Origin of the sequence: Cytobacillus sp. FSL W7-1323 (assembly GCF_038595015.1) — a bacterium.
GTDB lineage: Bacteria > Bacillota > Bacilli > Bacillales > Cytobacillaceae > Cytobacillus > Cytobacillus kochii.
In genome coordinates, this window is record NZ_CP151998.1 from 3,570,778 (window position 1) to 3,589,977 (window position 19,200).

Annotated in this window: 24 protein-coding genes and 1 pseudogene; 16 read left to right on the forward strand and 9 right to left on the reverse strand. The window is 36.5% G+C overall.

Annotation, left to right across the window (positions count from 1 at the left end):
* Nucleotides 1-319: 319 nt before the first annotated feature.
* Nucleotides 320-562, reverse strand: a complete 243-nt coding sequence (locus tag MKX67_RS17910; RefSeq protein WP_095372163.1) for a DUF2584 domain-containing protein — start codon at nucleotides 560-562, stop codon at nucleotides 320-322.
* A 69-nt stretch (nucleotides 563-631) separates the two neighbouring features.
* Nucleotides 632-1,396, reverse strand: coding sequence for a prolyl oligopeptidase family serine peptidase (locus MKX67_RS17915; RefSeq protein WP_095373622.1), 765 nt, complete (start codon nucleotides 1,394-1,396; stop codon nucleotides 632-634).
* A gap of 119 nt (nucleotides 1,397-1,515) precedes the next feature.
* Between MKX67_RS17915 and MKX67_RS17920 the strand changes: the two genes are divergently transcribed.
* From MKX67_RS17920 to MKX67_RS17930, 3 genes are all read left to right on the forward strand, one after another.
* Complete coding sequence (locus MKX67_RS17920) at nucleotides 1,516-2,514, forward strand: ABC transporter substrate-binding protein (protein WP_095372162.1); 999 nt, start codon at nucleotides 1,516-1,518, stop codon at nucleotides 2,512-2,514.
* Nucleotides 2,515-2,583: 69 nt separating this feature from the next.
* Nucleotides 2,584-3,375: an ABC transporter ATP-binding protein gene (locus MKX67_RS17925; protein ID WP_095372161.1), complete on the forward strand. Its 792-nt coding sequence runs from the start codon at nucleotides 2,584-2,586 to the stop codon at nucleotides 3,373-3,375.
* Nucleotides 3,341-4,147 carry an ABC transporter permease gene (locus MKX67_RS17930; protein ID WP_224938834.1) on the forward strand — a complete coding sequence of 269 codons (807 nt, stop codon included), beginning with the start codon at nucleotides 3,341-3,343 and terminating at the stop codon, nucleotides 4,145-4,147. Before MKX67_RS17925 ends, MKX67_RS17930 begins: the two co-directional genes overlap by 35 nt.
* A 24-nt stretch (nucleotides 4,148-4,171) precedes the next feature.
* Here MKX67_RS17930 and ytkD read toward each other — a convergent pair whose 3' ends face one another.
* Nucleotides 4,172-4,645 carry an RNA deprotection pyrophosphohydrolase gene (gene ytkD, locus MKX67_RS17935; protein WP_095372159.1) on the reverse strand — a complete coding sequence of 158 codons (474 nt, stop codon included), beginning with the start codon at nucleotides 4,643-4,645 and terminating at the stop codon, nucleotides 4,172-4,174.
* Between the two features lie 113 nt (nucleotides 4,646-4,758).
* Nucleotides 4,759-5,121: a hydrolase gene (locus tag MKX67_RS17940; RefSeq protein ID WP_095373621.1), complete on the reverse strand. Its 363-nt coding sequence runs from the start codon at nucleotides 5,119-5,121 to the stop codon at nucleotides 4,759-4,761.
* Nucleotides 5,122-5,210: 89 nt separating this feature from the next.
* Here MKX67_RS17940 and MKX67_RS17945 point away from each other — a divergent pair, with 89 nt between their 5' ends.
* Together MKX67_RS17945 and MKX67_RS17950 are read left to right on the forward strand one after the other, a co-directional pair.
* Nucleotides 5,211-5,447 carry a DUF6154 family protein gene (locus tag MKX67_RS17945; protein WP_095372158.1) on the forward strand — a complete coding sequence of 79 codons (237 nt, stop codon included), beginning with the start codon at nucleotides 5,211-5,213 and terminating at the stop codon, nucleotides 5,445-5,447.
* Nucleotides 5,448-5,677: 230 nt separating this feature from the next.
* A complete protein-coding gene (locus MKX67_RS17950) occupies nucleotides 5,678-6,334 on the forward strand; it encodes a hypothetical protein (protein WP_342488514.1) in 657 nt (218 codons plus the stop codon).
* Between the two features lie 129 nt (nucleotides 6,335-6,463).
* Here the strand turns inward: MKX67_RS17950 and MKX67_RS17955 are convergent, their stop codons facing one another.
* Complete coding sequence (locus tag MKX67_RS17955) at nucleotides 6,464-6,901, reverse strand: Dps family protein (RefSeq protein WP_095372157.1); 438 nt, start codon at nucleotides 6,899-6,901, stop codon at nucleotides 6,464-6,466.
* Nucleotides 6,902-7,036: 135 nt separating this feature from the next.
* Here MKX67_RS17955 and ytzI point away from each other — a divergent pair, with 135 nt between their 5' ends.
* The 5 genes and pseudogenes from ytzI to MKX67_RS17980 all read left to right on the forward strand — a co-directional run bounded on the left by ytzI (nucleotide 7,037) and on the right by MKX67_RS17980 (nucleotide 11,080).
* Nucleotides 7,037-7,210, forward strand: coding sequence for a YtzI protein (gene ytzI / locus MKX67_RS17960; RefSeq protein WP_095372156.1), 174 nt, complete (start codon nucleotides 7,037-7,039; stop codon nucleotides 7,208-7,210).
* Between the two features lie 33 nt (nucleotides 7,211-7,243).
* A complete protein-coding gene (cls, locus tag MKX67_RS17965) occupies nucleotides 7,244-8,695 on the forward strand; it encodes a cardiolipin synthase (protein ID WP_095372155.1) in 1,452 nt (483 codons plus the stop codon).
* 78 nt (nucleotides 8,696-8,773) lie between these two features.
* Nucleotides 8,774-9,115 carry a hypothetical protein gene (locus tag MKX67_RS17970; protein WP_341097752.1) on the forward strand — a complete coding sequence of 114 codons (342 nt, stop codon included), beginning with the start codon at nucleotides 8,774-8,776 and terminating at the stop codon, nucleotides 9,113-9,115.
* Between the two features lie 149 nt (nucleotides 9,116-9,264).
* Nucleotides 9,265-10,319: pseudogene (locus MKX67_RS17975) on the forward strand (IS1595 family transposase).
* Nucleotides 10,320-10,360: 41 nt separating this feature from the next.
* Nucleotides 10,361-11,080: an alpha/beta hydrolase gene (locus MKX67_RS17980; protein ID WP_322910379.1), complete on the forward strand. Its 720-nt coding sequence runs from the start codon at nucleotides 10,361-10,363 to the stop codon at nucleotides 11,078-11,080.
* A 357-nt stretch (nucleotides 11,081-11,437) separates the two neighbouring features.
* On the opposite strand, the gene MKX67_RS17985 is transcribed toward MKX67_RS17980, so the two are convergent.
* Nucleotides 11,438-11,911: an S-ribosylhomocysteine lyase gene (locus MKX67_RS17985; protein ID WP_095372153.1), complete on the reverse strand. Its 474-nt coding sequence runs from the start codon at nucleotides 11,909-11,911 to the stop codon at nucleotides 11,438-11,440.
* Nucleotides 11,912-12,064: 153 nt separating this feature from the next.
* On the opposite strand from MKX67_RS17985, the gene yidD reads away from it, so the two are divergent.
* Nucleotides 12,065-12,307: a membrane protein insertion efficiency factor YidD gene (yidD, locus tag MKX67_RS17990; RefSeq protein WP_095372152.1), complete on the forward strand. Its 243-nt coding sequence runs from the start codon at nucleotides 12,065-12,067 to the stop codon at nucleotides 12,305-12,307.
* Nucleotide 12,308: 1 nt separating this feature from the next.
* Here yidD and MKX67_RS17995 read toward each other — a convergent pair whose 3' ends face one another.
* Nucleotides 12,309-12,872, reverse strand: a complete 564-nt coding sequence (locus tag MKX67_RS17995) for a carbonic anhydrase (protein WP_095372151.1) — start codon at nucleotides 12,870-12,872, stop codon at nucleotides 12,309-12,311.
* A 211-nt stretch (nucleotides 12,873-13,083) separates the two neighbouring features.
* Between MKX67_RS17995 and MKX67_RS18000 the strand changes: the two genes are divergently transcribed.
* The 5 genes from MKX67_RS18000 (at nucleotide 13,084) to MKX67_RS18020 (ending at nucleotide 16,704) form a co-directional block, all read left to right on the forward strand.
* On the forward strand, nucleotides 13,084-14,049 hold the full coding sequence (locus MKX67_RS18000; protein WP_342488515.1) for a zinc ABC transporter substrate-binding protein: 966 nt from the start codon (nucleotides 13,084-13,086) through the stop codon (nucleotides 14,047-14,049).
* A gap of 234 nt (nucleotides 14,050-14,283) precedes the next feature.
* Nucleotides 14,284-14,433 (forward strand): DUF1540 domain-containing protein, encoded by a 150-nt coding sequence (locus MKX67_RS18005; protein ID WP_095372149.1) that lies wholly within the window; start codon nucleotides 14,284-14,286, stop codon nucleotides 14,431-14,433.
* Between the two features lie 318 nt (nucleotides 14,434-14,751).
* A complete protein-coding gene (rsgA, locus tag MKX67_RS18010; RefSeq protein ID WP_341057102.1) occupies nucleotides 14,752-15,744 on the forward strand; it encodes a ribosome small subunit-dependent GTPase A in 993 nt (330 codons plus the stop codon).
* Nucleotides 15,737-16,186 (forward strand): GNAT family N-acetyltransferase, encoded by a 450-nt coding sequence (locus tag MKX67_RS18015; RefSeq protein ID WP_095372147.1) that lies wholly within the window; start codon nucleotides 15,737-15,739, stop codon nucleotides 16,184-16,186. Before rsgA ends, MKX67_RS18015 begins: the two co-directional genes overlap by 8 nt.
* A 41-nt stretch (nucleotides 16,187-16,227) precedes the next feature.
* Nucleotides 16,228-16,704, forward strand: a complete 477-nt coding sequence (locus tag MKX67_RS18020) for a DinB family protein (RefSeq protein WP_340976119.1) — start codon at nucleotides 16,228-16,230, stop codon at nucleotides 16,702-16,704.
* Between the two features lie 31 nt (nucleotides 16,705-16,735).
* On the opposite strand, the gene MKX67_RS18025 is transcribed toward MKX67_RS18020, so the two are convergent.
* Nucleotides 16,736-18,223 carry an o-succinylbenzoate--CoA ligase gene (locus MKX67_RS18025; protein ID WP_341097775.1) on the reverse strand — a complete coding sequence of 496 codons (1,488 nt, stop codon included), beginning with the start codon at nucleotides 18,221-18,223 and terminating at the stop codon, nucleotides 16,736-16,738.
* Between the two features lie 101 nt (nucleotides 18,224-18,324).
* Nucleotides 18,325-19,146: a 1,4-dihydroxy-2-naphthoyl-CoA synthase gene (menB, locus tag MKX67_RS18030; RefSeq protein WP_095372144.1), complete on the reverse strand. Its 822-nt coding sequence runs from the start codon at nucleotides 19,144-19,146 to the stop codon at nucleotides 18,325-18,327.
* Between the last annotated feature and the right edge of the window lie 54 nt (nucleotides 19,147-19,200).

Sequence of the window (19,200 nt, forward strand, 5' to 3'; positions counted from 1 at the left end):
CACTCACTGTTTATTTTTGAGGGTCAAAATACCGGTTCAACCGGCTTCGATTTCTAATAAGTGCGATTAACTTAAGTCAATCGATTAGCTAATCTCACCAAGTTGCAATCGACGGCTTGTTTCATATAGCCACCACTCACTATCTTTCCTATGTATCCAATATTCGCCCTTTATGAGTCTACAAATTAGCTGCTAACTTAAGAAACGATGATCTTTTGTTGATGGACACCGATTAATAAATACTTATATTCATGCAAAGTTTCAATAGACATTTGTATACAAAATAAGCCCAACACTGCAAAAGCAGTCGGGCCAATTTTTAATTTGTAGTTTTTAGCGAAATCAGTTGATAAAAGATTTTCGTACAATCATTTTCCATTTCTAACTTTTGGATGCTTCCCATTCCACTGATTTCACCGTCTCTTGTTTTCTTTACTTCAAGTGGAATATTTAGTGGGTAGAGGCGGTATCCTTCTTTTGTTAATGTAAAAAGGTTTTCATTTAGCCTCTCTTCTCTTCCTTTCGTAACGATCATTGTATTTAATTCTAAAGGCATACCCATAATTGTTTTGCTCCTTGTTCATCGAGTTTTATATTACTATTGTATCTTACAATCTCTATACAATAAAGCTTATTGTTCTTTCATCCACCGCCCAAGATCACGGACAATTTGTCTATTAATAGCTGGCGGAAAATAATGCGTATATTCTTTGAAATACCATGTATCTACAGGTTTACCTAACTCTTTTAATCGCTTCTCTAAGCGGAAGGCATGCTCGACAGAAACATTATGATCTAAGACACCATGAATAATTAATACATTTGCTTGCAGTTGATTAAGTTCATATAATGGTGTGCGATATTCATATCTTTCTGGGTATTTATGAGGCGTTCCACCGATGACTCGTTTCATCATTTTACGCAAGTCCACTCTTTCTTCATATGTGAGGAACATATCGCTAACACCACCCCACGTAACAACTGAAGCCGCTTTAGGCATATGTAAGGCTGTTAATAACGCCATTACACCTCCTCTAGAAAACCCAAAGACATGTACCCTTTTAACCCGAGGGTGTTCTGCTAAAAGTTGAAAAGCTGAAAAAGCGTCATAACGATCATCACCTGCAAAATCTTCATTTCCCTCCCCTCCTTGATTGCCCTGATAAAAAGGCGCAAATACAATGAAACCTTGGAGGGCAAACTGTACAATCCGACTAGGGCGCACTTTACCGACGTTCTTAATCCCACCTCTTAAATATAGAAAACCTTCTGATACGTTTTTATTTTCTGGTTCAGCTAATAGACCTTTGATTTTTAGATCATTAGATAAGTATGTAATGATTGATAATTTCACTTGAGGATGCGGAGATGGAAACCGCCATTTATCGATTATCAATGCTTTTCCCTCCTTTACATATAGTAAAAATTTCACATGGGCAATCACACAAATTTGTCACCCTCATAAGATAGTTTAGATGCAAAAATCTAAGAAACATTGAATGAGGAGGTTCTCAAATGAAAAAATGGCTTAAATGGAGCTTCATGCTTCTCTGTATTTCTGTTCTACTCATTCCTCTTGCAGCTTGTGGAAAAGAGGATGTGACAAAAATACGTATCGGTGAGGTCACAAGATCTCTTTTTTATGCTCCCCAATATGTTGCAATTGAAAAAGGTTTTTTTAAAGAGGAAGGTTTGGATGTTACGTTAACCACCACTGCCGGCGGCGATAAAACGATGACTGCGCTATTATCCGATAGTATTGATATTGCTCTTGTTGGCTCTGAAACATCCATTTATGTTCAGGCGCAAGGAGCAAATGATCCTGTCATAAATTTTGCCCAACTGACGCAAACAGATGGCACCTTCCTTGTTGCAAGGGAAGATATCCAAGATTTCACTTGGGATATGGTAAAGAAGAGTACCTTCCTCGGGCAAAGAAAAGGTGGCATGCCGCAAATGGCTGGTGAGTATACGTTAAAAAAACATGATATTGATCCACATGCTGACTTAGAGCTAATTCAAAATATTGATTTTGCCAATATCGCTCCTGCCTTTTCATCTGGTACTGGTGAGTTTGTACAATTATTCGAACCGACTGCGAGTGTGTTTGAAAAAGAAGGCATTGGACATATCGTCGCTTCCTTCGGTGAAGAATCTGGCCATCTTCCTTATACAGCATATATGACAAAGGATAGCTTCATCAATGAAAACGAAGAAACAGTAGAGAAATTTACACGTGCCATCTATAAAGCGCAACAATGGGTAGATGAACATTCAGCAGAAGAAACAGCTAAAATCATTACAAAATACTTTGATAATACAGATTTAGAAATTTTAACCATGTCAATTGATCGTTATAAAAGTCAAGGGTCCTTTGCGACCGATCCTATTTTAGAAAAAGAAGAATGGGAGAACTTGCAAAATATTATGGATGAAGCAGGTGAACTGCCTGCTCGAGTGGATTATGAAACTCTTGTCAACACATCCATTGCTGAGAAAGTGATTAAAGAATAGTACTATGTGGAGCGGATAGAATGATTCTGTTCGCTCAACCATCCAGAAAAAAAAAGAGGAGACTGCAAGATGACATTCTTAAAAGTGCAAGATATTCATCATACTTACTTTACGAAATCAAATGCAGTGACGGCTCTCTCTAATATCTCACTTCAAGTGAATGAAGGAGAATTCATTTCATTTTTAGGACCGAGCGGATGTGGCAAAACAACCTTGTTATCTATCATTGCTGGTCTTTTCCAACCAACGGAGGGCCGTGTAGAATTAGAAGGAAAACAAGTAGCTACATTGAAAAGTGAAATTGGATATATGTTGCAACAAGATTATCTATTCCCTTGGAAAACCATTGAGGAAAATATTCTTTTGGGTCTAAAGATCAATCATCACTTAGATGAAGAAAGAAAAGCTTATGCAAAAGATTTATTATTACAAATGGGCTTATCAGATGTCGAGTCATTGTATCCAAAACAATTATCAGGCGGCATGCGACAAAGGGTAGCACTTGTAAGGACGCTGGCAACCGAACCTAAACTTCTCATGTTAGATGAACCATTTTCCGCTCTCGATTATCAAACAAAATTGCATTTAGAAAATCTTGTATCTGACACATTAAAATCATTTGGAAAAACAGCTATTCTTGTGACACATGATATCGGCGAAGCAATTGCGATGAGCGATCGCATCTATTTATTCGCACCAAGCCCTGGTAAGATTCATAAAGTATTTGAAATACCTGAAGAATTAAGAGAATGCTCTCCATTCGATACAAGAAACCACCCAATGAATGCAGAAATTTTTCAAACGATTTGGAAGGAGATGGAGTCCCTTGGATCACAAGAGTCACACAAAAGCACTCCATAATGCGTATATCCGCTCCCTTAAGAAAGAAAAGTATTGGGTACGATTTTATCAACTCGTTATTTTTCTTATTTTCTTCTCAGGCTGGGAGATTGCCAGTAGAAACAAGTGGATTGATCCTCTCATTTTCAGTTCACCTTCAAAAGTATGGGAGCTCTTTTTAATTAAAGTTCAAGATGGTACGCTGTTTTTTGATTTAGGTTTTACTTTATCAGAAACCATACTCGGTTTTATTTTAGGGACATTATTGGGAACGATATTGGCGGCGATTCTATGGTGGTCACCGTTTCTCTCTAAGATTCTAGATCCTTATCTCGTCATTTTAAACAGTATGCCGAAAGTGGCTTTAGGACCGATTTTAATTGTCGCTCTTGGACCTAGCTTCACGTCGATTGTAGCAATGGGAACGATTATTTCCGTTATTATCACAACCATCGTCGTTTATACATCTTTTAGAGAGGTAGATCCAAATTATATAAAAGTGCTTCAAACCTTTGGTGGAACCCGCTTCCAAATATTTAAGGAAGCCATTCTTCCGTCATCCTTTCCTGTAATTATTTCCACACTTAAAGTCAATGTCGGCTTATCTTGGGTCGGGGTGATCGTCGGGGAGTTTCTCGTCGCCTCTAAAGGATTAGGTTATATGATTATTTACGGATTCCAAGTATTTAACTTTACTTTAGTTATGCTCTCTCTGCTTGTCATAGCTGTATTAGCTACCATTATGTATCAAGCAGTAGAATTTTTAGAGAAGAAATTAATAAAAAACAACTAAGGGCTTGCATGAGCGTGCAGCCCTTTATTTCAAGCGATTTTGTAGATAAGCTACACTTCTCTCTACTACACGATCTTTCATTATAAAACTATAATTGGGTTGATGAATCTCCCTCATGAGCTGATTAATCGCTACCCATTTTGGACCATCCGTTTCGAAATAATGGTCTACTTTTTGTAAATAATCAACCTCTGCAAACATGATAGCCTTTATAAAGGAACGATGTTTTTCCATTACTTGATATGTACCAATATGTTCAATAGAAGACAAGACTGCTCCGGTTTCTTCCTTTACTTCTCTCTTTGCAGCTGTATATATATCTTCTCCTTCCTCCGCCTTTCCACCTGGAAACTCCCACCCTCTTTCTTTATGGTTCGTTAATAACCAGTCATCGCCTTTTTTACATAACACCAACACATGACGCGGCTCCATTTCAAATCCTTCTTCATTAAATGAGAGTGCTACACGATTCCCGTTTTGATCGATAAAATATTCCATTTAATCTCCCACTTTACATATACTTATTGGTATATTTTACTTGGAAAGAAACGTAACGTACAGGAAAAGGTGAAAACACCGTCAATATTTATAACGGTGTTTAGAGCACAGTTTTATTGTTGTTCAGGGGGAAGAATCCCCATATTGACAATATGATTTTTAGCTTCTTCATCGCCTAATCGATAAATGGCGCTATATATTTGCGTCAAACCATCATCATACTTATCATTTTGCCTGTCGAAATGATACTGTAAATAAGGAACATGAGCCCGGAAAAAACCTTCCCATTCTGTTGAGTAATTTTGATCAAACAACTCTCTCAATTCGATAATTTCATCATCAGTTGCCTCTATTTTAAAATTCCATGATGAGGAAGTAGAACTTTGTGAGATTTCACCATCATTCACCGTAATATAATAAGTTTTCTTCTGATCCACACTTTCAGCCCCTTTCTTCTTATTATTTGTTTCCCTCATTATGAATGAATTTATACGAAAAATGAGCAAAACCATGAACTTAACATATACTAAACGTAAAATAAGATGAAAATGGGCAGGTGCAAATAATGAAAATTATTGATGAACTGTACGACTATTATCGTAATAAGCTTACAGGTGACGAAGAAGATATTGATATGCTTACGTTTGCTTTCTTAGAGGAAATGTCCCGAGAAGATATCCTTACATTAATTGAAGAACTGGATAACCAAGAACTATATAATTTAATGGGGCTTTATGTTATTGAATCCCTTAAAGGAAAATTTGCAGAAAGTGATTTTACAAAGCCTCAAAATTATCATTGAGTCTACATAGGCTTCTGATAAAAAAGTGGCATGTTACAGAAAGTGGTGGATTGGGGAAATAAGGATAAACTTGGTGGCATGTTTAAAAGTGAAGCTGAATATTCACCCATTTAACTTGCTATATTTGCCAAATTAATTAGTGGCATGTTAGAAGCATCTTGGTCTTCTCTCACTTGATATTGATTCAAATAAATGATGGAATTACGACTCATCAGGATGGGGATGCAGAGTTGAGTCGGGCAGATGATGGAATCGCTACTCATCTGGACGGCGAAACAAAGTTTAGTCGGGCAACTGCTTGTATCGCTACTCATCTCAACGGAGATCCACAGTTTAGTCGGGCATTTGCCCGAATCCCTACTCATCTCGACGAAAATCTACAGTTTAGTCGGGCATTTCAACGAATCGCTACTTATCTCGACGGTGAAACAAAGATTAGTCGGGCAACTACTCATATCCCTACTCATCTCAACGGTGAAACAAAGTTTAGTCGGGCAACTACTCATATCCCTACTCATCTCGACGGAAAAACAAAGTTTAGTCGGGCAACTACTCATATCCCTATTCATCTCGACGGTGAAACAAAGATTAGTAGGGCAACTACTCATATCCCTACTCATCTCGACGGAAAAACAAAGTTTAGTCGGGCAACTACTCATATCCCTACTCATCTCAACGGAAAAACAAAGATTAGCCGGGCAACTACTCATATCCCTACTCATCTCGACGGAAAAACAAAGTTTAGTCGGGCAACTACTCATACCCCTACTCATCTCGACAGAAATCCACAGTTTAGTCGGATCAATGCTGGAGTTCTAAGTTCTTTACACTTTCTTGTGTTCGTATTCCAGTTTAACAACTATTCTCGGCTCTTTTCAGCCCACTAAAGTTCGCAATTTCAGATTTCCTTTTCATTCGGCTCTTTTCATATTCCACATTCTTTCATATCGTCTCTTCCTGCACATTTTATATTTCCCAAAATTAAAAAAGACCTCTTAAAAGAGATCTTTTTCCGCTTATCCTAAAAATGCTTTAAGCATCCAGTTATGTTTTTTCACACTCTGTTTAACTGCAATCAGCATATCACCAGTGGCTTCATCTTTCGCTTCATCAGCTAGTTCAATACCTTCTTGTAGTTCATCTAACATTTTATCGAAGTCACTCCATACAGATTGTACCATGTCTCTTGCGTCTTCTTTACCTGTTGCTTCTTCAATAGAAGCCGTATCCAAGCAATCCTTCATTGTTGCTACAGGATTTCCACCTAAAGCAAGTATTCTTTCCGCTAATTCGTCAATATGGTCATTAGCTTCGTTATATAGTTCTTCAAATTTTTCATGCAATACGAAGAAGTTGCTTCCTTTAACATACCAATGGTAGTTATGTAACTTCACATACATTACAGTCCAGTTTGCTACTTGTTTGTTTACTGATTGGATTAATTTTTCGCTCATATTTATCAACCTCCACTTATAAGATACCCGCTTATCCAATTTTCAAACACATAACTATCGGATAAGGAAAGATATTTTAGTTCAGATTAAAAGAGAGAAATGGTAAAATAGCTTTTGTAAAGGGGGAGACTATTTATGACTTATATTATTGTCATTATGATATCAATTATTATTGTCTTTACAATCCTTATTTTAAGTGTAATGACAACATCCAAAGCTTACACATTCAAACATACCGTAGATCCTCTACCGAAACCTCTTTCAGAAGAGGATAAGGCACCCAATCAAGAGGACAAGGATATAAAGTAACACTAATACTTTTTGAGAGGAATCTGCACTTCTATGGATATTTACTCCATATTTATTGGACTCATTTACCTTTTAAATATGATTCTTGCCATTGTCGTTATTTTTCTTGAACGAAAAGACGCCGCATCCACATGGGCGTGGTTACTAGTTTTGTTCTTTATCCCGCTACTCGGGTTTGCCATTTACTTATTATTCGGACAAAACTTCTCCAAAAAGAAGAAAATGTTTCAATGGGAAGATCGTAAGAAAATAGGCATTGATGAAATGCTCAAAATGCAAATATCAGCGCTTCATAATCGCAGTTTGCCTGCAGAGAATGAGCAAGTTCAAAATCATTATGACCTCATTCATATGCAATTAGTAAATAATGATGCTGTACTTACGCAAGATAATGCTATACAAATGTATACAGATGGCAAAGACAAGTTCGATGCCCTATTTAAAGATATAGAAGGCGCTACTGACCATATCCATCTGCAATACTATATCTTAAGAAGGGATGCATTAAGCAAAAGGCTAATCACACTTCTGAATAAAAAAGCCCGTGAAGGTGTGAAGGTCCGCATTTTATATGATGATTTAGGATCAAGAAGTTTAACCAAACGGTTTTTTAAGAGCTTACGTGAGGCTGGTGGAGAGGTTGAGGCGTTCTTTCCTTCTAAATTCCACTTTATTAATTTACGGTTAAATTATCGTAATCATCGCAAGCTAGTAATTATTGATGGCAAAATTGGCTATGTTGGTGGCTTTAATGTTGGAGATGAATACTTAGGTTTAAATAAGAAATTCGGTTATTGGCGAGATACACATTTAAGGATAGAAGGAAGCGCAGTTTATGCGATACAAACACGCTTTATACTTGACTGGAATCAAGCTTCACATCGTCATGATATTCACTATTTACCGGAGTATTATCCCCCTATCACTACAAAGGGACGTATCCCTATGCAAATTGTAGCAAGTGGACCAGATAACGAACTCGAACAAATCAAACTTGGTTATATAAAAATGATTATGTCCGCAAAAGAAACCATCCTTATTCAAACTCCTTATTTTATACCTGATGCTAGTGTTGTTGATGCGCTTAGGATAGCTGTTTTGTCAGGTGTGAATGTAAAAATTATGATTCCTAACAAACCTGACCATATGTTTGTTTATTGGGCTACCTATTCGTACATTGGCGAATTATTAAAACTTGGAGCAAAAGTGCTAATTTATGATAATGGTTTTATTCATGCGAAAACAATCGTAATTGATGATGAAATTGCATCTGTTGGGACAGCCAACATCGATGTTCGAAGCTTTAGGCTCAACTTTGAGGTCAATGCCTTTATTTATGACCGCAAGATAGCTGAGGAAGTAGCAGCTAGCTTCTATAATGATGTAAGAGTATCACGTAACCTTACATTAGATGATTACAATAACCGTTCCTTTTATATTAAGTTCAAGGAATCTATATCGCGCCTACTATCACCGATTCTGTGAGTCGGTGGTTTTTTGTATAGATTTATGGTGATCTATAACATAAAATAGGAATATATGGATAAAAAAGGAGTCTTGTTGATGAAGATAAAGTTTTGGACTATTTTCCTCATTACCTTTGCCATCGAAACAGGTATCACTTATTTTCTCTCTTCTCAGTTTTCTGTGCCCTTTATTGAAGTCATATTCTTTACGGGCATTGTATTTCTTATCACAAGCATTTACTTTTCTGGAGGGCTCCCTTACATCAAGGAGCAACAAGATGCTAAAACTCGTGCAGAAACGGGCTTTACACCATTTGTAGAACCACCAACTATATTTAGACGAGGACCATTCTTTTTCGCTTCCCTCACTTTTTTTCTTATCGGACTTATATTTTTCATCTTGCTGTTAACTGAAATTATTCCTCCAGTATCTCTATAAAATATAGATTAATTTTCAATAGAAAAAATGAGTTTTTTCATAGAATTTTTTTAAGAATAAGCTATGTTAAATAACTCTATTGATATCTGAATAAAAAGAACTCTTGTTCTATAATGAACGTAAAATAAGACGAGAGCGAGTTGTTTAGAATGGCATTGAAGGACATCATGCTAGAAATCCAAAAGTTTAGTACAGCAGACCAATACCGCCGGAAAGAGTTCATTGTTACATCCTTAGCTTCCTATACCGCTAGTGAGACTAAATATAAAGAGGTTTCAGAGCGGAAGCATAAAGACGGATTCACTTGTTCTCATTGCGATTCCAATAACGCATTTCGGTTCGGAAAATACAACGTGAAAATGGGTACTCGCACAATTGTACGCCAACGATACCGCTGCAAGGTTGTGCTAAGATATTTACTAACCTAACGAATACTCCTCTTCACGGTACTCACCATCCTCACAAATGGTTGGAGTTCGTTCAGTGTATGATAGAGGATTACTCACTTCGGAAATCGTCAGAACTCTTAGGGGTTCACTATGTAACTTTGTTCTATAGACACAAGCTCCTTTCAGCTATTAAACAAATGATTTTGACAGATTTGAAAGTATCGTGGAGATGGATGAGACTTATTTTCTGTACTCAGAAAAAGGGAAACGCAAAATTGATGGTCGAAATGCACGTAAACGAGGTGGTTCGTCTTCACAACGAGATATTAGTAAAGAACAAGTTTGTGTATTGGTTGCAAGAGCACGTCAGAAGGCAACGTATTCGAAGGTCGTTGGTCAGGGTCGAATTGTAAAACCCCGACTGGAAGAGGCAATTGGCACTATACTGTCTCCTGCAAATGTTCTATGTACCTATGCTTGGCGGGTATTTATGACTTACGCAAAAGAAAAAGACGTTTGAGCACTATAGGTTTAAATCTGATGGAAAAGAACGTGTCCGAGGCGTTTATCATATCGAAAATGTGAATAGTTATCATAGTCGTTTGAAGGGCTGGATAAATCGGTTTAATGGCGTGGCAACGCAATAACTCGACCATTATTGGAGTTGGTTTCAATTTCTAGACCAAATTAAACATCGAAATGACGACACGACGGTTAGCAAGATAATTGTTGAAAGTTGTCTGTTTTTAACGGATGCTGCCTATGATAAAATTAGTTTATCAGAATTTTCCAAATGGGTAACGAAGCGTATTTAGTTATAGGACATATTAATTAAACAAAGAGGTGGAGGGATTATATGATTTTACATACAAATATTACAGGTGAAGGTGAACCCTTAGTTCTCATTCACTCTGGAGGAATGACTGGCTTGACCGAGTATCAGGAACAAAGTGAATACTTTTCAGCTAGGAACTTTAAAGTAATTAGACCTGATTTAAGAGGACACGGAAAGTCTGTTGGAGAAATCGATAATTACTTTAATCGTTGTGTCAAAGATTTAAATGATACCTTGGAATTTCTGAATATTGAACAATGTCATATTGCAGGAGTTTCAATAGGTGGAATCGCTGCTTTGCTTTTTGCTAAAGTATATCCTAATAAGGTTAAGTCTCTCAGCTTTTCTGGGATATTTCCAGTAGAGCCTGATAACTGGACAGAACTTTCAAGAGAAGAAGCTGCATCCTATGAACAATTGTTTAATAACGAAGAAGCCGTAGCATTCTTAAACGAAATTCACGGAGAAAGTGATTGGAAATTGTTACTTCAATCTTTCAATGATGAAGATTTCTACCCCTTTGATAAAACAGGTGATGTATCTGATATCAAAATCCCAACATTATGTATTGTTGGCGAAAAGCAAGAAATAGAAGTTTCCGCCGCTATAACCTACAAGCAATTAAATTATAATATTAATATATCTGTTATTCCTTTTTCTGGTCACTTGGTACATAGGGAACAACCAGATTTATATACTAAAACTTTACATACATTTCTTAACAAGATTATCAGTCTGTAAAAGTAATATAATTTACATTCTGGTTAGAAAGTTGATGAGTTATTTAATCTTCTTGAACTTATACGGAATAAGGGAACTCCTAGCGAATATAGAGTTCCCTTGTATATTTTATAATATCAACATTATCATTTAACATAGCTTAAGAATAAAAATAAGAGTTGAAAAGGAAATGACCTGTAAGAACTGGAGTGGATATTCATTTATACGAGTGACAGATTTAATTTCTCTTCGTCCTTTAGATTTAAACTGGCTCTTGGTTCAGAGAAGGTTTATACTTTCTGTTTGCGTGGGTGAAGTAACAAATCACTTCAGTAAAAATAAAAAACCTTCCATCAAATATGATGGAAGGAGAACCACTTAAGCAAATACTTGCTTTAATTCTTCTTTTGATTGAGAAAGCCAATATTTCATTAACTTCTTTGCACCTTCTAGGTCGTGTAGCTTCGCTTGACCACATTGTTTTTCATTTGCTGCTGGTATTTCTACAATTTCAACAGCATCTTTCATTGTTGCATCTAAAAGGTCGATAATTTCTTCTACTGTTGGCTCACCACTTACAACTAAATAGTAGCCTGTTTGACAACCCATTGGCGAAATATCAATAATATCAAAATGATCATATTTCTCTGCGTGTGTTCTAATGTTAAACGCAAGTAAATGTTCAAGTGTGTGAATAGAATCTGGCTTCATAGCCGCTTTGTTTGGCTGACAGAAACGAATGTCATATTTGTTGATCTTTCCGTCTGTTCCTACTTTATGCACGCCACAATGTCTCACATATGGAGCCTTGACAGCGTTATGGTCTAATTCAAAACTTTCAACTGATGGCATAAAATACACTCCTTTATCATCATTGCCTTTATTATACTATAAAATCCGACTAATTTCATCAACTTTAAATATATAGTCAATGATTTGGACTTTTCACCCTATTATATGATATCTTGGTGCTAAAAGAGCAACTTTTTTCAAAGGAAGGTCCATATGTTACAAAAAATCATGCTTGGATTTTTTAAATTCTATCAAGTAGCCATTTCACCCATCAAGCCACCTACTTGTCGTTTTTACCCTACTTGTTCCAATTACGGATTAGAGGCAGTTAAACGATTTGGTGCAATAAAGGGCGGATATTTAACTATTAAAAGAATCTTAAAATGTCACCCATTCCATCCTGGTGGGGTTGATTTCGTGCCCGAAGAATGGCCAACTCGCAAACAAAGCAAATAACTTATTTCTTCTCATATCCATCCACGACTAAGTCCAGTTTGCCCGTACTAGGATCGATGACAAGACCATGTACTGGTACTGCTGGAATCAGCGGGTGGTTCTTAATCATATCTACACTATGTGCGACACTGTCCTCTACTTTATTAAAGCCTTCTAACCAGCTCTCAATATCAATACCGGAATAATTCAAAGTAGAAATTGTTTCTTCTGAAATGCCTCTTTCCTTCATATTTTCAATCATTGCATTGGCATTCATGCCACTCATCCCACAATCATGGTGACCGATAACTAACACCTCGTCTGCTTTTAATTGATACAGCGCAACGAGAATACTTCTCATAATACTGCCAAATGGATGACTCACAAGTGCCCCTGCTGTTTTGACGATTTTTATATCACCATTTTTTACATTTAATGCTTTCGGTAATAGTTCCACCAATCTTGTATCCATACATGTTAAAATAACCATTCGTTTGTTTGGATATTTCGTTGTGGCATATTCACGATATTGCTCTGTTTCCACAAACTCCTTATTAAATGCTAATACCTCTTGTAAAAGACTCATTATTTTCATCTCCACTACGTATATTGTTAAATATGTGTTAAATCGCTTGCTCTTCTTTTATGATACAAAATAGTATCCATTTTAACAAATTTTATACTTGATTTTTCGATTTAGTTTTTGTATGATTACATATGTGAATCGGAACGGTTACGTATTAATATGAAAAATAAATCGTAATAAATACGATTTGATACATTAAGGGGAGAAACATATGAAGAAATTATCTATTTTACTTATTCCTTTTATTTTCATCCTTGCTGCATGCTCAAATTCAACAGCGAGTGACAAGGAGACAACACAATCATCAGAAGAAGTTTTAACTGTTTATACTACAGTCTACCCATTACAATATTTCACAGAAAGAATCGGTGGAGACCTTGTTGATGTAAAAACTGTTTACCCTCCCGGTTCTGATGAACATACTTACGAACCTTCACAAAAGGACATGATTAAAATGGCCGATTCTGATTTATTTATCTATTTGGGCCTTGGTTTAGAAGGATTTGTTGATCAAGCGAAAGATATCTTAAGTAATGAGGGCGTTAAAATGGTTGCCGCTGGGGAACATCTTGCAATAGAAAAAACAGAGCAGCACGAACACGATGATCATGATCATGAACATGATGGTCATAGTCATGATGGTCACGATCATGGCGATGTTGACCCCCATGTTTGGATTGATCCAGTATACGGACAGCAATTAGCAGAGGAAATCCAAACACAATTAATTACTGCCCTTCCAGAGCATGAAGAAGAATTTACTGCAAACTTTGATAAACTAAATGAAGAACTTAATGAATTAAATGATAACTTTACTTCAATGGTTGAAAATGCAGATAAAAACAAATTCATCGTTTCTCATGCAGCCTATGGTTATTGGGAATCGCGTTATGGATTAGAACAAATAAGTGTGGCCGGGCTTAGCACATCTAGTGAACCCTCCCAAAAACAATTGCAAAATATTATTCAAACAGCAAATGAAAATACCTTAGACACGATTTATTTCGAACAAAATGTTAGCTCTAAATTAACTGAAATCGTTCAATCTGAAATCGGTGCCGAGAGCTTACAGCTTCATAATCTTGCTGTCTTAACTGAAGCAGATATTAATGAAGGAGAAAACTATTTTACATTAATGGAAAGAAATATTGATAACCTGGAAAAAGGTTTAAACTAACTAATAGTAGGACCAGAGCAAATAAATGCTTTGGTTCTTATTTTTTCTTTAAGAGGAAATTGTATTAGGTTTCGGACTAATAAAGCATGTAACTACCTATATCTGAGTTAGCGATAATTAGTTTACTCTCCCTTTTTTTGAAAAAACTTATGATTATATCATCAGCCAATTATGGTAAGAATAGTGATGATGGTGAAACCCATCTGAAGATTTTTCTAAAAGGAAGTGAAAATGATGGCAAAAGATGTATTGTGTGAAGTCAATAATTGTACTTTCTGGGAAAAAGGCAATCTATGTGGTGCTGATCAAATTTATGTAGTCAGCCATCGAGACCAGGCATCTACGAGCAAGGAAACTGACTGTAAAACATTTGAACCTCAATAAGTAATAGCCTATAGACGCTTTTATATGTAATTTTCGTACATATAAAGGCGCCTTCCTTTTTCTAAAAAAAATAATTATTGCTATTTTTCAAATAGCATTATATACTAAAGCTACTAAATATTGAAAGTAGGTGAGCATGATGAATCTAATTGACTTTTTCATACCGAAGCAATTAAAGTTTTCATATTTATCATGCTCATTGGAAATAGGTTAATACCCTATTATTCATTTCTTTCATTTATGTGCGGATAAACCTTATGATCCTTTAATTGCGGGTCATAAGGTTTTTTATTTATCACAAAAATGGAGGAAAAGAATTTGAAAAAAAAGCATGAAAAACAACTCATCGGGCGAATTGCTATCGCCTATAACCATATGTACAAAATATTGACAAAAGAGCAAACCTTTTTACCCGCTAGCCTCCCTGGCAACTATCACTTTCAAGTTCAACATGAGGCAGACTATCCAGCGGTTGGTGATTGGGTTGTGTTTCACCAATTACCAAATGAAGATAAAGCAATGATCAAAGAAGTTTTACCACGAAAGAGCAAGTTTTCAAGAAAAACTGCCGGAGTTGCTGTGAAGGAACAAATTATCGCTACTAACATTGATTATTTATTCATTGTTACAAGCATGAACGAAGATTTTAATATAGCAAGAATCGAGCGCTATTTAGTTGCAGCACAACATTCTGGAGCTTTACCTATTATTGTCTTAACAAAAGCTGATCTTTGTGAAGATAAAGGATGGATTTTGGATCAATTATTACTACTTGGCGTCGACTTCACAATGGTTAGTATGTTTCAACCTGAATCTGTAGAGGTCATTAAAGATTACTTAATTGGAGGCAAAACTGGTACATTTGTGGGATCATCTGGTGTGGGGAAATCTACACTTATTAACTTACTAACGAATGAGGAACGGATGAAGGTGGGCAATATTCGTGAAGATGATCAGAAAGGTCGTCACACCACAACCCATAGGGAATTAATTCAATTAGGTGACGGATATATCGTCGATACACCAGGTATGCGTGAATTTCAACTTTGGGAAGATGATATAAATATAGGGGAGAGCTTTACAGATATTCAAGCACTAAGTGAGCAATGTAAATTTAGAAACTGCTCTCATCATAAAGAAGTGGGATGTGCCGTACAACAAGCAATTGATGAAGGAAAAATAACTGAGAAGAGGCTTAGCAGCTACTTTAAACTAGAACGAGAGTTAATCATGCTCGAGAAACGCCGTGCGAAACAAGAAAAGAAACGTATGAAAACAACGAATAAGAAAAAGAGTGCACGTTATGAGTGAAATTCATTTAACTGCAATCACAAAAGAGAATTGGTACGAAGTTGCATCATTACATGTTACAACAGAGCAGAGTAAATTTGTGGAAAGTAATGCTACCTCTATCATTCAACAACAGTTTGAACCAACTTTACAAACCTATGCGATTACAGTAAATCAGCAAATCATTGGCTTTGTTATGTATAATCGTCAGCTAGAAGAACTGAATGGGTATTGGATTTATCGTATTATGATTTGTGATAGTCATCAACAAAAGGGATATGCCAAGCAAGCATTAAAACTTATCGTGACAGAAATGAAACAGTTAGCTAGAAAACCACTTATTATTGCAGGTATTCATCGTGAAAATCATGCTAGTATTGCTCTGTTTAAAGCGGTGGGCTTCATTAATAGTGGACATCATTTTGGCAAAGAAACGGCTTATATTTTGTCCATAAACGAATAATAGCTTTTGCATAAAGTGAAAATTCATTAGGAGGAAGATGAATGGCTGAGGCGATAGAAGTATTATTAGATCAGTTAGCCGCAAATGCAGACGATCCTAGTTGGTATACCCCCTTCTTGCAAACGGTTGATGAAATTAGTGAAGAAGAAGCGTTTATGAAGCCAAACGATAAAAGTCATAGCATAGCCGAAATTACACAACATCTCATTTACTGGAATGAAGTTTGGCATATTCGCTTTAAAGAAAATAATGTTGGGACAGTTCAACGAATCGAAAATAACGATTGGAGCTTTTTCGTTCCTAAGGGAAAAAACTTTTCAGATTTAAAAGCTTCACTCTTAGTTAAGTTACAACACTGGCAAAAACTCCTAACAACCAATGAATTATTGGATCAATATGTCGAAGGATTTCCTGTTACAGCCCATTGGTGGGCAATCATTGCCAATGTCACTTCACACAACGCTTACCATATAGGACAGATAGCTTATTTGAAGAAATTAATAAAGTCATCTCATTAGAAAATCCGAACAATCGTTCGGATTTTCTCCTTTAAAATGCTTGTACCATTTTTCTTAGTTCTCTTCGCAAGATTTTTTTAGCAGCGTTTCTTGGAATTTGATCGACAATAAAGAATCTCTTCGGAATTTTGTACTTCGCTAATTTTTCTTGGCAATATTCCTCGAGCTCTTTATGAGAAACTTCTGCGTCTTTCTTAATTACAACAAATGCTACCGGCACTTCTCCCCATGTGGAATCTTTCATACCTATCACACCTGTATCATCAACAGCTGGATGTGCTGCAACAATTCCTTCTACCTCAGCAGGATACACATTTTCTCCACCTGAAATAATCAAATCAGAGCGACGGTCAAGCACATAAAGAAAGCCATCTTCATCTAGAAGGCCTATATCCCCTGTTGCTAACCAACCTTGTTGAATTTTTTCAGCAGTTGCCTCATCTTTTCCTAAATAACCACTTGTTACATTCGGCCCTTTAACAAAAATTTCACCAGATTCATTCGCCTCTGCCACTTCACCAGTCTCTCGACATATCTTTACTTGAGAAGGAAATAAGGCTTTACCAGCCGAACCTAACTTTTTAATACTATCCTCAGGTGATAATGTTACGATTTGTGAGGATGTCTCTGTCATCCCATATGTTTGATAAACCGGAATACCACAAGAAACGGAATCTTCTAATAGTGCACGCGATGCCGGTCCCCCTCCAAGTAACATACAGCGAAATGAATCGTGCAACGGCTGCTGTTGCAAACGTTCTACCATTTTTTTCAACATCGTACTGACTGCAGACATAATGGTCACTTTTTGCTCACGAATCAGTGTTATCGTTTTATCCGCATCAAAACTATCAAGTAGTACAATCTTATGACCATATATGAGTCCTCTCATAAGAATGGAGAAACCGCTTATATGAAATAACGGGACAGCACATAACCATACATCATCATCCCTTAATCCAAGGTTCAAACTTGAGCCAACAGCACTCCATAAGTGATTACCGTAAGTTTGCATCACACCTTTTGGATGACCTGTCGTGCCTGACGTGTACATAATTGTGCAAATATGATCTAATTGGACTTCACTTACTATCATAGGCTCCTCGAAATCATCAACCATGATTTTCTCTTTCACAAGTAAACGAAGGGATGATACTTCCATTTCAACATCAGCTCTAACTTTTTTAAAAGCATCTTCAGTTATAAAAAAAACAGACCCTGAATCCTGTAGTTGCCAAATGATTTCTTTACTCGTTAATCTACTATTCAATATTACCGCTTTAACGCCAAGAAGTTGCAAAGCGAATAAAACGAAAACCGATTGAAGATTGTTCTTAAGCAGTACACCCACGAATTGTGATTGCTTTACTCCTTTAGCTGATAAGATACCAGCCCACCGATATGCCTCATGATAAACGGTTTCAAAAGTATAACTTTTTCCTTCGTAATAAAATGCTTCTCTTTTCGGTGTAGATAGAAACCTTTTATAAATAAAATTTTGCATCTCTTGATTAGACAAAACAGACACCTTCTTTAATATAGTCACAACGAATCCTAAAAAGAAACAATGGCAAAACAGCTTGATGGTTATCCCATCAAGCTGCTCATTTTATCATTTCATTAAGGGAAACGTGGGAATTGTCCAAAGTCCGGATCACGTTTTTCTTTAAATGCGTCTCTTCCTTCTTTTGCTTCATCAGAAGTATAGTAAAGAAGTGTTGCATCTCCAGCAAACTGTTGAAGGCCTGCTAGACCATCAGTATCTGCATTAAATGCAGCTTTTAAGAAACGAATCGCAGTTGGACTTTTTGATAGAATTTCTTCACACCATTGAATCGTTTCCTCTTCTACTTTTTCAAGTGGCACTACTGTATTAACTAGTCCCATATCTAAAGCTTCTTGTGCGTTATATTGACGGCATAAGAACCAAATCTCACGCGCTTTCTTGTGGCCTACAAGACGTGCCAAGTAACCAGAACCGTAACCAGCATCAAAGCTTCCAACTTTAGGACCTGTTTGACCAAATACAGCATTATCTGCAGCAATTGTTAAATCACAAACAACGTGAAGAACATGTCCACCACCAATAGCATAACCTTTTACCATTGCAATAACAGGTTTAGGAATGACACGAATTAATCGTTGTAAGTCCAGTACGTTCAAACGAGGAATCTGGTCATCTCCAACATATCCGCCATGTCCTCGGACTTTTTGGTCCCCACCAGAACAGAAAGCTTTATCCCCTGCTCCTGTAAGAACGATTACACCTACATTAGAATCATCTCGTGCGTATGCAAATGCATCCATTAATTCCATTACAGTTTTCGGAGTGAATGCATTATGTACGTGCGGACGGTTAATTGTAATTTTAGCAATACCGTTATATGTTTCATATAGAATTTCTTCATATTTACGGCCTGCTACCCATTCTACTGCTGACATTTCGAAGTCCTCCTTCTATATTACTAACTCATTTTGTAATTTTAATAGTGCTTC

Excerpts from the sequence above, each read along its gene's own strand:
- MKX67_RS17910 (WP_095372163.1), bottom strand. The coding sequence starts at position 562 with ATGGGTATGCCTTTAGAATTAAATACAATGATCGTTACGAAAGGAAGA.
- MKX67_RS17920 (WP_095372162.1), top strand. The coding sequence starts at position 1,516 with ATGAAAAAATGGCTTAAATGGAGCTTCATGCTTCTCTGTATTTCTGTT.
- MKX67_RS17925 (WP_095372161.1), top strand. The coding sequence starts at position 2,584 with ATGACATTCTTAAAAGTGCAAGATATTCATCATACTTACTTTACGAAA.
- ytkD (WP_095372159.1), bottom strand. The coding sequence starts at position 4,645 with ATGGAATATTTTATCGATCAAAACGGGAATCGTGTAGCACTCTCATTT.
- MKX67_RS17940 (WP_095373621.1), bottom strand. The coding sequence starts at position 5,121 with ATGAGGGAAACAAATAATAAGAAGAAAGGGGCTGAAAGTGTGGATCAG.
- MKX67_RS17945 (WP_095372158.1), top strand. The coding sequence starts at position 5,211 with ATGAAAATTATTGATGAACTGTACGACTATTATCGTAATAAGCTTACA.
- MKX67_RS17955 (WP_095372157.1), bottom strand. The coding sequence starts at position 6,901 with ATGAGCGAAAAATTAATCCAATCAGTAAACAAACAAGTAGCAAACTGG.
- ytzI (WP_095372156.1), top strand. The coding sequence starts at position 7,037 with ATGACTTATATTATTGTCATTATGATATCAATTATTATTGTCTTTACA.
- cls (WP_095372155.1), top strand. The coding sequence starts at position 7,244 with ATGGATATTTACTCCATATTTATTGGACTCATTTACCTTTTAAATATG.
- MKX67_RS17970 (WP_341097752.1), top strand. The coding sequence starts at position 8,774 with ATGAAGATAAAGTTTTGGACTATTTTCCTCATTACCTTTGCCATCGAA.
- MKX67_RS17980 (WP_322910379.1), top strand. The coding sequence starts at position 10,361 with ATGATTTTACATACAAATATTACAGGTGAAGGTGAACCCTTAGTTCTC.
- MKX67_RS17985 (WP_095372153.1), bottom strand. The coding sequence starts at position 11,911 with ATGCCATCAGTTGAAAGTTTTGAATTAGACCATAACGCTGTCAAGGCT.
- yidD (WP_095372152.1), top strand. The coding sequence starts at position 12,065 with ATGTTACAAAAAATCATGCTTGGATTTTTTAAATTCTATCAAGTAGCC.
- MKX67_RS17995 (WP_095372151.1), bottom strand. The coding sequence starts at position 12,872 with ATGAGTCTTTTACAAGAGGTATTAGCATTTAATAAGGAGTTTGTGGAA.
- MKX67_RS18000 (WP_342488515.1), top strand. The coding sequence starts at position 13,084 with ATGAAGAAATTATCTATTTTACTTATTCCTTTTATTTTCATCCTTGCT.
- MKX67_RS18005 (WP_095372149.1), top strand. The coding sequence starts at position 14,284 with ATGGCAAAAGATGTATTGTGTGAAGTCAATAATTGTACTTTCTGGGAA.
- MKX67_RS18015 (WP_095372147.1), top strand. The coding sequence starts at position 15,737 with ATGAGTGAAATTCATTTAACTGCAATCACAAAAGAGAATTGGTACGAA.
- MKX67_RS18020 (WP_340976119.1), top strand. The coding sequence starts at position 16,228 with ATGGCTGAGGCGATAGAAGTATTATTAGATCAGTTAGCCGCAAATGCA.
- menB (WP_095372144.1), bottom strand. The coding sequence starts at position 19,146 with ATGTCAGCAGTAGAATGGGTAGCAGGCCGTAAATATGAAGAAATTCTA.